Here is a 12022-nt window from a genome sequence, read left to right on the forward strand (position 1 = left end):
TCTTTCCGCGGCTTCATCGGCTGATCGGCAACGGGCCGGATTTCCATAATCGACAGCAACCCGGAGAACCCACCGCCACCCAGACCGCCCACCCCGCGAGACCCGACATGCTCAACAAGATCACCCAACCCATCGACTTTCAGGCCAAGGCGTTGTCCCTGCGCGCCGAACGTCAACGGACGATCGCGAGCAACATCGCCAACGCGGACACCCCTGGCTACGTGGCACGTGACTTCAAGTTCGCCGACGCCATGCGCGACGTCAACGCCATGTCGGACCTGACACTGAAGATGAGCCCTTCGGGCGACGCCGCGGCCAGCGCCGGCAGCGCCGCTGCAGCGGCCGGCATGAGCCAGCCCGGCCACATTCCGCTGCCCGTGCTGTCGACCACCTCGCTGCAGCAGGGCTATGCCGTGGCTTCTCAACCCGCCATGGACAACAACACGGTGGACCTGGACCGCGAACGCGCCAACTTTGTCGACAACTCGGTCCGCTACGAGGCCACGCTGCGTTTCATCAATGGTTACACCAAGACCATTCTGAGCGCGATCCAGGGCCAGTGAACGGCTGAACTGAACAGGAAGGCCCACCATGTCGATGTTCTCGATCTTCAACGTCTCCGGCAGCGCCATCAGTGCGCAGTCGCAGCGCCTCAACGTGGTGGCCAGCAACCTGGCCAACGCCGATGCCGTGGCCGGCCCCGACGGCCAGACCTATAAGGCCAGGCAGGTGGTGTTCCAGACCGTGCCCATGGCCGACAACGGCACCACCGCCGGGGTCAAGGTCACCTCCATCACCGAAAACAACACCCCGGGCCGCAAGGATTTCGACCCCTACCACCCGATGGCCGACGCCGAGGGCTTTGTCGCGCACTCCAACGTCAACCCGGTGGAAGAGATGGTCAACATGATTTCCGCCTCGCGCGCCTACCAGAACAACGTGGAAGTGATGAACACCGCCAAGTCATTGCTGCTCAAGACCCTGCAGATGGGTTCCTAAACACCGGCCAACAGGACTTTCACCATGACCATCTCCTTTGACGCCACCAACGGCTACTCGTACTCCACCAGCACCGGAGCCAACGCCACCAGCGGAACATCGAGCAGCACCAGTGCCAATGGCATCAACACCACCAGCGCCGCCGACCAGCAAGACCGCTTCCTCAAGCTGCTGGTGGCCCAGATGACCCACCAGGACCCGATGAACCCGGTGGACAACGCGCAGATGACCTCGCAGATCGCGCAGATCAACACCGTCACGGGCATCCAGCAGCTCAACACCACCATGCAGACCATGGCCAGCCAGTTCTCGTCCATGCAGCTGATGCAGGGGGGCGGCCTGATCGGCCACGAGGTGCTCACGGCGGGCGACACCATGACGATCACCACCGGCACAGGCACCAGCGCAGGCAAGGCCACCGCCACGGGCACCTTCGACCTGCCCAGCAATGCCGCCGATGTGAAGGTGCAGATCACCGACGCGAGTGGCTCGCTGGTGGCCACGGTGCCCATGGGCACCCAGAGCGCCGGTCGCCATGACGTGACCTGGGACGCCTCGTCCTACAAGGGCACGGGCCCCCTGAAGTTCACGGTCACGGCCAAGAACGGCAGCGCCAGCGTCACCCCCACCACCTACTCGCACGACGTGGTCAGCTCGGTGGGCACCAGCAACGGCGCCCTGGCCATCACGCTGCAAAACGGCGGCACGGTGAGCTACGACAAGATCGTTTCGGTCTATTGATCCACGTCCCCCCCTCTCGCATCCAAGGAGCACAACATGGGCTTTCAAGCAGGACTCTCGGGACTCAACGCCTCTTCCAAGGGCCTTGACGTCATCGGCAACAACATCGCCAACGCCAACACCTACGGCATGAAGGCCTCGCGCGCCGAATTCTCGGAGCTGGTGTCTTCGGCCATCGGGGTGGCCGGTGGCGACAACTCGGGCATCGGTGTGACTGTGGGGGCGGTGTCGCAACAGTTTTCGCAAGGCACGCTGAACATCACCGGCAACAACCTGGATGCCGCCATCAACGGCAACGGTTTCTTCCAGCTGCAGGAGGCCGATGGATCGGCCGCCTACACCCGCGCCGGCAACTTCAAGCTCGACAAGAACGGGTACATCGTCACCAACAACGGCGCCAAGGTGCTGGGCTACCAGACCAACCCCACCACCGGCAAGCCGCTGAGCACCAGCCCCACCCCGCTGACCCTGCCCACCTCGGGCTCGATCGCCGCCAAGGCCACGGCTGACGACACCAGCACCTCGCCGACCACCTATGGCGCCACCGCCAAGTTCAACCTGCCGGCCAACGCCACCGTGGACACCACGCTGACCGCCGCCGACCCCCTGCTGGGCCAGTACAGCACCACCTTCAATGCCTACGACTCGCTGGGCAACACGGTGCCTGTCTCCGTCTACTTCCAGAAGACCGCCACGGCCGGCACCTGGAACGTCTACACCAAGACCGACACCGGCGCGATCACCGCTGCCACCCCGCCCACCTTGAAATTCACGAGCAGCGGCGTCCTGGACACCACGGTGGCCGGCAACGGCCAGATCGCCATCAGCGGCCCGGCCACCCCGACCGACGGTGCCAACCAGGTGCAGTTCACCCTGGACCTGACAGGCACCACCCAGTTTGCCTCGGCCTTCGCCACCAACAACGTGGCCCAGACCGGCTATGCCGACGGCAAGCTCACGGGCGTGAAGATCGGTGCCGACGGTACCCTCACGGCCAGCTACTCCAACGGCACCACCCAGTCGGCCGGTCAACTCGCCCTGGCCAGCTTCCGCAACAACCAGGGCCTGATGCAAATCAACGGTGGCGACTGGAAAGAGACCTTCGCCTCCGGCCCCCCCACCCAGGGCACCCCCGGCAGCGGCAACTTCGGCGCCCTGCAGGCCGGCGCACTGGAAGAGTCCAACGTCGACCTGACCCAGGAGCTGGTCAACATGATGACCGCCCAGCGCTCCTACCAGGCCAACGCCCAGACCATCAAGACCGAAGACCAGATCATGAACACCCTGGTCAACCTGCGCTGATCCTGATTTCAGCGCAGCCAACCCGAACCTCTGAGAGCCCACCATGGACCGTTTGATCTACACCGCGATGACTGGCGCCAACGCGGCCACGCAGTTGACCAGCGTGCTGTCCAACAACCTGGCCAACGCCTCCACCAACGGCTTTCGCGCCGAGATGACGGCGTACCGCTCGGTGCCTCTGGAAGGTTCGGGGGCCAGCACCCGCGTGTTCGCACTGGAGGCCACCACCGGCTACAAGAACAGTGCCGGCCCGGCCCAGCGCACCAACAACACCATGGATGCCATGACCCAGGGCAATTCGTGGTTCGCGGTGCAGGGGCTCGACGGCACCGAGGCCTACACGCGCAACGGCGCCATGCAGATCTCGTCCACCGGCACGCTGGTCAATACCGCCGGCCTGCCCATCCTGTCTGACGGTGGCGCCCCCATCGACGTGCCCCCGAATGCCGAACTCTCGATCGGCACCGATGGCACCATCACCTCCAAGACTGCCGGCCAGCCACCCAACACGCTGGGCCGACTCAAGCTGGTCACCCCGACCGCGGAGGACCCGCTGCGCCGCGGAGCCGACGGCCTGTTCCGCGCCGCCTCGGGCAACCCGCTGAACACCGACGCCACCGCCAAACTGCAGACCGGCGCACTCGAAGGCTCCAACGTGAACTCGGTGGAAGCCATGGTCGGCCTGATCCAGGCCGCCCGCCAGTTCGAAAACAACATGAAATTGCTGACCAGCGCAGAGAGCAACGACAAGGCCGCCAGCCAGTTGCTCAACGTGCAAGGTTGAGCCGACAGCGCCCCAGGAGAACCCTCATGATCAACTCGCTCTGGATTTCAAAGACCGGCATGGAAGCCCAGCAAACCCAGCTGGACGTGATTTCCAACAACCTGGCCAACGTCTCCACCAACGGCTTCAAGCGCGCCAACGCCGTGTTCGAAGACCTGATGTACCAGAACCTGCGCCAGGTCGGCTCCAACAGCACCGAACAATCGCAGCTGCCCACCGGTCTGCAGGTCGGCCTGGGGGTGCGCACGGTGGCCACCGCCCGTTCTTTTGCCCAGGGCAGCATGCAGCAGTCGGGCAATTCGCTCGATGTGGCCGTCAAGGGCAACGGCTTCTTCCAGGTCACCATGCCCGACGGCACCATCGGCTACACCCGCGACGGCTCGTTCCAACTGGACTCGCAAGGCCGCCTGGTCACCTCGGCCGGCCTGCCGATTGCCAACGGCATCACCATCCCGGCCACGGCCCAGAGCGTGTCCATCAGTGCCGACGGGGTGGTCACCGCCACCATCCCGGGCAACACCGCACCCCAGCCCATGGGCACCATTGCCCTGGCCAACTTCGTCAACCCCGCCGGCCTGGAGCCCAAGGGCGGCAACCTGTATGCCGAGACCGCCGCCTCGGGCCAGCCCGCCACCGGCACCCCGGGCGCCAACGGCCTGGGCACCGTGATGCAGGGCTTTGTGGAAACCTCGAACGTGAACATCGTGCAGGAGCTGGTCAACATGATCCAGACCCAGCGCGCCTATGAAATGAACTCCAAGGCGGTGCAGACCACCGACCAGATGCTGCAAAAGCTCAGCCAGATCTGAGGCTGAACCTGCTCCAAGCCCTCTGCCCAGCCTGAAGGATTGCCATGAACACCCCCCTTTGCGCCCCGGCCTGCCGCCCCGCCCTGCGCCTGACCTTGCTGGCCTGCGTGGCGGCCCTGTGCACCGCCTGCGAGACCCTGGCACCCGTGCCCAAGGTCGATGTGCTGCCCACCACCCCGCCCGACCTGGCGCCCATGACCCACGCCGCGCCCGCCTCGGCAGGCAGCCTGTTCCGCACGTCCGCCTACCGCCCCGCCTTCGAAGACCGGCGCGCCCGTCTGGTGGGCGATGTGGTCACCGTCCAGATCGTGGAAAGCGTGACGGCCACCACCAAGGTGTCCACCGACACGGCGCGCAAGTCCAACACATCGTCGGGGATCTCGGCCTTCCCGTTCCTGTCCAGTTCCACGGCCAGCAAACTCAACCTGGGCGCCACCACCGACAGCAGCTTCTCCGGCAAAGGCGACGTCGAAGCCGCCAACACCTTCACCGGCACCATCACCACCACCGTCATCGACGTGCTGCCCAACGGCCACCTGGTGGTCAGTGGCGAAAAGCAGATCGGCCTGAACCAGACGGTCGACGTGATGAAGTTCTCGGGCACGGTCGATCCGCGCTCGCTGCAGCCGGGCTCCATCGTGGCCTCCACCCAGGTGGCCAACGTGCGCATCCACTCGCGCGGCCGCGGCGGCGCCGACGAAGCCCAGACAATTGGCTGGTTGTCCCGATTCTTTTCGACGCTTAGCCCGTTCTGAAAGCTCCCAGAATGTGAAGCATGAACTCCATGCTCGCATTCACAAGCGCCAGGCCAGACGCCCGCCCCTGGGTTCGCGGCTTGGCGACCCTGGTTCTGATCGCCTTCGCTCTGACCGGCCTGCCCGCCCAGGCGGTGCGCATCAAGGAAGTGGCGGCCATCCAAGGCGTGCGCAGCAACTCGCTGACCGGCTACGGCCTGGTGGTGGGGCTCGATGGCACGGGTGACCAGACCACCCAGATGCCCTACACCACCCAGAGCCTGTCCAACTACATGCAGCAACTGGGCATCACCCTGCCCGCCGGCTCGGCCCAGTTGCAGCTCAAGAACGTGGCCGCGGTGATCGTCACCGCCCAGCTGCCGGCCTTTGCCCAGCCCGGCCAGACCATCGACATCAACGTCTCCTCCATCGGCAACGCCAAGTCGCTCAAGGGTGGCACCCTGGTCACCACCCCGCTGCGCGGCGTGGACGGCGAGATCTACGCGCTGGCCCAGGGCAACCTGGTGGTGGGCGGCGCAGGGGCCTCGGCCGGCGGCAGCAAGGTGCAGATCAACCACCTGAGCGCGGGCCGCATCCCCGGCGGCGCCCAGGTCGAACGCTCGGTGCCCACCCCGCTGCAGGACGGCGACACCATCAGCCTGGGCCTGAACGCCTCCGACTTCCAGACCGCCCGCCACGTGGCCGCGGCCATCAACAACAAACTGGGCAATGGCATCGCCCGCGCCCTGGACGGCCGCACCGTGCAGGTCAAGGCCCCCAACGACCCCAATGCCCGGGTGAACTTCATCGCCGACCTGGAAGAGCTGTCGATCGAATCCATGGTGCCCGCCGCCAAGGTGGTGATGAACACCCGCACCGGCTCCATCGTGCTCAACCAGGCCGTCACCCTGGGCCCTTGCGCCATCGCGCACGGCAACCTGTCGGTCACCATCAGCTCGACCCCGGTGATCAGCCAGCCCAATGCCTTGTCAGGCGGCCAGACCGTGGTCGCCCAGAAAGCCGATATCCAGATCAAGCAAGATCCGGGCATCATCATGAACCTGCCGGCCTCGCCGCAATTGGCCGATGTGGTGCGCGCCCTCAACGCGCTGGGCGCCACCCCGCAGGACCTGCTGGCCATTTTGCAGGCCATCAAGGCCGCAGGGGCCCTGAACGCGGAGCTGGAGGTGATCTGACATGGCACTCTCGCCGCTGGTCAACAACCAGCTCGCCACCGACTCGAGGTCGCTCGACAACCTCAAGCTCCAGGCCGGGCAGAAAGATCCCGCCGCGATCCAGGAGGCGGCCAAGCAGTTCGAATCGCTGTTCATGCGCGAGATGCTCAAGAGCATGCGCGAGGCCACCATGAAGTCGGGCATGCTCGACAGCGCCCAGGAGAACATGGGCACCGACATGCTCGACCAGCAGTTCTCGGTGCAGATGTCGGGCAAGCCCGGCGGCCTGTCCGACCTGATCGCCAAGCAGTTGTCACGCCAGATGGGCGTGCCCGAGGCACCGGCCTTCGAGACCCCCAGCACCCTGTCGCTGGGCAACCGCCTCAGCACGGTGCTGCCCGGCAAGACCCAGGCCACCCCCCCGGCAGCGTCCGACACACCGGTCAAGACCACGGCCAGCCAGGCCGCCTTCGTGCAGCGCCTGCAAGGCGCCGCCGCCAAGGTGGAGCAGCAAAGCGGCATTCCGGCCAGCTACATGCTGGGCCAGGCCGGCCATGAGACCGGCTGGGGCAAGCACGAGATCAAGAACGCCAACGGAAGCCCCTCGTACAACCTGTTCGGCATCAAGGCCGGGCCGGGCTGGACCGGCAAGGTGGCCACCGTGACCACCACCGAGTACGTGAACGGCGAAGCCCGCAAGACCACGGCCAAGTTCCGCGCCTACGACAATTACGAACAGTCGTTCCAGGACTACGCCAAGCTGATCAACCAGAGCCCGCGCTACGCCAATGCGCGCCAGCAGACCGGCTCGGTGGTCGCCTTTGCCAACGAGCTGCAACGCGCCGGCTACGCCACCGACCCGGCCTATGCCAGCAAGCTCAGCAAGGCCATCAACACCACGCAGCAACTGCAGCGCAACCAACCCTGGCGAGGTGTGGCATGAGTGGCGGTCTGCTCAACCTGGGCGCGCGCGCCCTGATGTCCAACCAGGTGGCCCTGCAGGTCACCGGCAACAACATCTCCAACGTCAACACGGCCGGCTATTCTCGCCAGACCGCGGTGATGAGTGCGGTGCAAGGCGACTTCACCGGCAGCGGCTACGTCGGCAAGGGCGTCGAGGTCTCGACCGTGCAGCGCGTGTACGACGAGTTCCTGACCAAGCAGGCCACGGCCACCGCCTCCATCAAGTCGCTCGACGCCGCTCGGGCCGACAAGGTGGCCCAGATGGAGAACATCTTCCTGGGCGGCACCAACGGGCTGGGCCAGGCCATCAACAACACGATCAACGCCTTCTCGGACGTGGCCAATGCGCCCACCGACCTGACCGCCCGCACCGTGGCCATCACCCAGGCCCAGGAAATGGCCTCTCGCTTCCAGAGCGCCAGCACCCAGCTCAGCGACCTGCAGCAGAACACCCAGCTGCAGCTCAAGGACGATCAGACCGTGATCAACTCGCTGGCCCAGCAGCTGGCCAGCCTGAACGCACAGATCTCCTTCGCCCAAAGCTCGGGCCAGCCGCCCAACGACCTGCTGGACAAGCGCGACAACCTGCTCACCCAGCTCAACCAGAAGGTGCAGACCACCACCGTCAAGGTGAACGACGGCACCATCAGCATCTTCCTGGCCAACCAGCCCCTGGTGCTGGGCGCCCAGGCCGCCTCAGTGAGCTTCACCCAGCCCAACGAATTCCCGGGCGACGGCAACACCCTCAAGCTCAAGATCACCCAGGCTGGCAACGGTCAGACCACGGAAGTCGACGAGAACACCCTGGGCGGTGGCGAGGCCGTGGGCCTGCTGCGCTTCCACAACACCGATCTGGCGGAGGCGCGCAACCTGCTGGGTCGCATGGCCGTGGCGGTGACCACCGACATGAACGAGCAGCACTTTGCCGGTGTGGACCTGAACGGCAACACCGGCAAGGCCTTGTTTGCCCCGATCACCATGACCGCCATTGCTGGCGCCAGCAACAGCGCGCCCGCTGCGGCGCTGGGCGCCTATGTGGCCAACGACCAGGGGCTGGACGTGGCCACCTACACCATCACCCTGGGGGCGCCCTCCGGCGGCAGCCCGACCATCGCCAAGGTGATTGCCAACACGGCCAACGGCCCCATCGACGTGACCAGCAGCATGGTCACCACGGCCGGGCCGCCGCCCTCCTACACCGTGGGCGGCCTGTCCATCAACGCCATGCCCAGCAGCGCCGGCGGCGCCGCCGGCGACACCTTCCTGCTGCGCCCCTATGACACGGCTGCCAGCTCCATGAGCGTGGCCCTGTCCTCACCCGCATCGCTGGCCGTCTCGAACCCGGTCGTGGCCACGCCGGCCGCGGCCAACCAGGGCACGCTGTCCGTGAAGAACATCGCGGCCGCCCCCGCTTCGCCCGCCAGCTGGGCCTTGCAGACCGGCAGCCCGGCCACCTACTACGCCAACAACGCCAACCTGAACGACACGGTGCAGATCACCTTCACCAGTGCCAACCAGTACAACGTGGTGGACACCACCACCAGTACCACCCTGGCCACAGGCGCCAACTACACACCGGGCCAGCCCATCACCTGGAACGGCTGGAACCTGACCCTCACCGGCACACCGCAGACCGGCGACAGCGTCACGGTGAAGCAACCCTCCGCAGGCATCCAGAAAAACGATGGCGGCAACGCCAAGTCCATGCTGGGCCTGGCCTCACGCAGCGTCACGGCCGACCAGACCCCGATGTCGGACATCTACGCCGGTCTGATGGCCCAGATCGGTGTGCGGGCGCAGAGCGCCCAGTACGCCGCCGATGTGTCGGGCTCGATTGCGGCCAACGCCGAAGCAGCGCGCACCTCGGTCTCCGGGGTCAATCTGGACGAAGAAGCGGCTCACCTGCTTCAGTACCAGCAGGCCTACCAGGCGTCGGCCAAGATCGTGTCGACCGCTCAAAGCATTTTCGACACCTTGTTGCAGGTCATGCGCTGACCCACCCCACTGAGTGGCTGAAAGGCAGACACCATGTCCAACTTCTTCGCCCGCGTCGGTTCTGCCGATGCCTACGCTTCCGCCATCAACAACATTGGTGGCCGCCAGTCGCGCCTGACGCAATTGCAAAGCAATCTGACGGCCGGCAAGCGCGTACTCAAGCCCAGCGACGACCCGACGGCCGCCGCACAGGCCGAGCGCGCCATCACCCGCTCGGCCCAGGTCACGATCCAGCAGCGGGCCCTGTCGCTGCAAAAAGACAATATGTCGCACGCCGAAACCGTGCTCGGCCAGGCCAGTGATGCGATCCAGTCCTTCCGCGAACTGCTGGTGCAGGCCGGCAACGGGGCCAACACCGCCAGCGACCTGGGCACCATCACCTCGCAGCTGACCACGCTGCGCAACCAGCTGCTCACCTACGCCAACACCACCGATGCCAACGGTCAGGCCTTGTTCGGCGGTCTGGGCAGCACCAACACCCCCTTCATCGAGCCCAATGCCACGGCCGGTGTGGTGTTCGCGGGCCTGGGCGGGCAGACCAATGGCACCGCCCTGACCATCCCCAACACCATCGACGGTCAGGCCGCGTTCGCCAACGTCACGCCCACCACCGGCGCCTTTGCCATCAGCGCACAGTCCGGCAACACCGGCACGGCCACGGCCAGCGCCGGCACCATCCTGGTCCCCACCTCGCCCAATGTGCTGGCGGGCAACAGCTACCAGATCAATTTCACCTCCGGCACCACCTACACGGTCACCAACCTGTCGGCCAGTCCGCCCACCACCTCCGGCAGCCTGACCATGTCGGGCAGCACCGTGACATTTGGCGGGGCGGGCAATGCCGATCAGCAGATGACCCTGACCGGGACGCCGGCGGCCGGCGACAGCTTCACGGTCAAGCCCAAGGCCTCGATCTTCGACGTCATGGACAGCGCCATCGCCGGCATCAAGAACGCCAGCAGCGGCACCAGCGCCCAGGCCTCGGTCAGCGGCTCGCTGGCCTCGCTCGACAATGCCTATGTGGCCGTGCAGGCCGCGCGTGGTCTGGCCGGCGACTACCTGAACCAGGCCGATGTGATCGACTCGAACCAGCAGACCAAGGCGGTGCAGTTGGAAGGGGACCGCTCAAGGGCCGAAGATCTGGATATGCTTCAGGGCATCTCGGATTTCCAGAACCAGACCACCGGCTACCAGGCGGCTCTGAAGTCCTATGCGCAAATCCAGAGCATGTCCTTGTTTGATTTTCTGAAGTAGCACACCGAATGGTCCAATCCGTCCTCGGCAGCATCACCCTCGGCTACCGCCCCCTGTGGGGCCGCAACCGCGAATTGGCGGGCGTGCAGCTGCGCGTGGCGCCCGAGCCGGCCATGCCGGTCGATGCGCCCCACCTGCTGCGCACCCTCGACGAACTCTGGAGCGCCGACGCCCCGCCCCTGCTGCTGAGCGCCGAAACCCCGGCCCTGCTGGCGGGCCTGCTGGAACACGGCGACGCCCAGTCGCCCCAGGTCGAGGTGCCGGGCGACTGGCTGGAGGCCGATGCCGGCCTGCAGGCCCGGGTGGTGCAGGCGCACCGCCGCGGGTTGCGGGTGATCTGGCGCGGCGATGTGCGCCACATGCCGCCCCCCGCACCCGACCGCCCCGTGCACCGCTGCCTGCTGAGCCTGCAACCCGAAGACGCCGCCGCCGCCCTGCAGGCTGCGTTGCAACAAAAGCGCCAGCCCAACGCGCCGTCCACGGCCTTTTTGCGCAGCCCGGTGCAGCCCGGGCATTACTACGAGAACATCGCCAGCGCCGCCCTGATCGACCACTGCCTGGACCAGAAACACGGTCTGGCCCTGCTGGGCTGGCCCGACGACGATGTGCTGTACGGCCACCGCGGGCGGGAACTGGCCCCGGCGCGCAGCATCATCGAGCGCCTGCTGCGCGCCATCGGGCAAGACCAGTCCATGGACGTCATCGAAGACATCCTGAGCGAAGAGCCCATCCTGAGCTACCGATTCCTGACCCTGACCAATTCGGCTGCTTTGGGCCTGCGCACCGGCATCGACTCGCTGCGCCGGGGGCTGATGATGATGGGCTACACCCAGCTGGAAAAATGGCTGGTCGGCCAGTTGCCCCACGCCGGCACCGATCTCAACCTGCAACCCGTGCGCCTGGGCATGGTGCTGCGGGCCCGCCTGATGGAACACATCCTGGACGCGGGCATCGAAGAAGACCTGCGCCGCGAGGTCTACCTGTGCGGCCTGTTCTCGCAACTCGATGTGCTGATGAACGAGCCCCTGGGCAGCATCCTGCACCGGCTGCCGCTGTCAGACCGCATCTACTCGGCCAACGTCACCCAGTCGGGCCCCTATCTTCCGGCGCTCGACCTGGCCCGCGCCATGGACAGCGCCGACACGGCCACCGTGCGCGCGCTGCGCCACGCCCATGAACTCGACACCGAAGACCTGAACCGAGCCCTGCTGCACACCTTGCTGAGCCAGCACGTGCCGGCCAACGCCGCCACCCGCACCTGAGGCC

12 protein-coding genes are annotated in these 12022 nt (G+C 66.2%); all 12 read left to right on the forward strand.

Annotation, left to right across the window (positions count from 1 at the left end; translation table 11 throughout):
• Positions 1-107: 107 nt before the first annotated feature.
• From flgB to L880_RS0115140, 12 genes are read left to right on the forward strand one after another with little or no spacing between them, the layout of a single operon-like run.
• Complete coding sequence (flgB, locus tag L880_RS0115085; protein WP_027476392.1) at positions 108-563, forward strand: flagellar basal body rod protein FlgB; 456 nt, start codon at positions 108-110, stop codon at positions 561-563.
• 28 nt (positions 564-591) lie between these two features.
• On the forward strand, positions 592-999 hold the full coding sequence (gene flgC, locus L880_RS0115090; protein ID WP_027476393.1) for a flagellar basal body rod protein FlgC: 408 nt from the start codon (positions 592-594) through the stop codon (positions 997-999).
• Positions 1000-1023: 24 nt separating this feature from the next.
• Positions 1024-1740 carry a flagellar hook assembly protein FlgD gene (locus L880_RS0115095; RefSeq protein WP_027476394.1) on the forward strand — a complete coding sequence of 239 codons (717 nt, stop codon included), beginning with the start codon at positions 1024-1026 and terminating at the stop codon, positions 1738-1740.
• Positions 1741-1776: 36 nt separating this feature from the next.
• A complete protein-coding gene (gene flgE / locus L880_RS0115100) occupies positions 1777-3042 on the forward strand; it encodes a flagellar hook protein FlgE (protein ID WP_027476395.1) in 1266 nt (421 codons plus the stop codon).
• Between the two features lie 43 nt (positions 3043-3085).
• Positions 3086-3826 (forward strand): flagellar basal-body rod protein FlgF, encoded by a 741-nt coding sequence (gene flgF / locus L880_RS0115105; protein WP_027476396.1) that lies wholly within the window; start codon positions 3086-3088, stop codon positions 3824-3826.
• 26 nt (positions 3827-3852) lie between these two features.
• Positions 3853-4635: a flagellar basal-body rod protein FlgG gene (gene flgG, locus L880_RS0115110; RefSeq protein WP_027476397.1), complete on the forward strand. Its 783-nt coding sequence runs from the start codon at positions 3853-3855 to the stop codon at positions 4633-4635.
• Between the two features lie 44 nt (positions 4636-4679).
• Positions 4680-5390 carry a flagellar basal body L-ring protein FlgH gene (locus L880_RS0115115; protein ID WP_051443338.1) on the forward strand — a complete coding sequence of 237 codons (711 nt, stop codon included), beginning with the start codon at positions 4680-4682 and terminating at the stop codon, positions 5388-5390.
• Positions 5391-5419: 29 nt separating this feature from the next.
• Positions 5420-6565 (forward strand): flagellar basal body P-ring protein FlgI, encoded by a 1146-nt coding sequence (locus L880_RS0115120; protein WP_425389190.1) that lies wholly within the window; start codon positions 5420-5422, stop codon positions 6563-6565.
• A 1-nt stretch (position 6566) separates the two neighbouring features.
• Entirely contained in the window at positions 6567-7487 is a 921-nt protein-coding gene (flgJ, locus tag L880_RS0115125) for a flagellar assembly peptidoglycan hydrolase FlgJ (protein WP_027476400.1), read from the forward strand.
• Positions 7484-9502: a flagellar hook-associated protein FlgK gene (gene flgK, locus L880_RS0115130; protein WP_043329582.1), complete on the forward strand. Its 2019-nt coding sequence runs from the start codon at positions 7484-7486 to the stop codon at positions 9500-9502. Before flgJ ends, flgK begins: the two co-directional genes overlap by 4 nt.
• A gap of 33 nt (positions 9503-9535) precedes the next feature.
• Positions 9536-10756, forward strand: a complete 1221-nt coding sequence (gene flgL, locus L880_RS0115135; RefSeq protein WP_027476402.1) for a flagellar hook-associated protein FlgL — start codon at positions 9536-9538, stop codon at positions 10754-10756.
• 8 nt (positions 10757-10764) lie between these two features.
• Positions 10765-12018: an HDOD domain-containing protein gene (locus tag L880_RS0115140; RefSeq protein ID WP_027476403.1), complete on the forward strand. Its 1254-nt coding sequence runs from the start codon at positions 10765-10767 to the stop codon at positions 12016-12018.
• The last annotated feature ends 4 nt before the right edge of the window (positions 12019-12022 follow it).

It is taken from the genome of Curvibacter gracilis ATCC BAA-807 (assembly GCF_000518645.1).
GTDB classification, from domain to species: Bacteria; Pseudomonadota; Gammaproteobacteria; order Burkholderiales; family Burkholderiaceae_C; genus Curvibacter; species Curvibacter gracilis.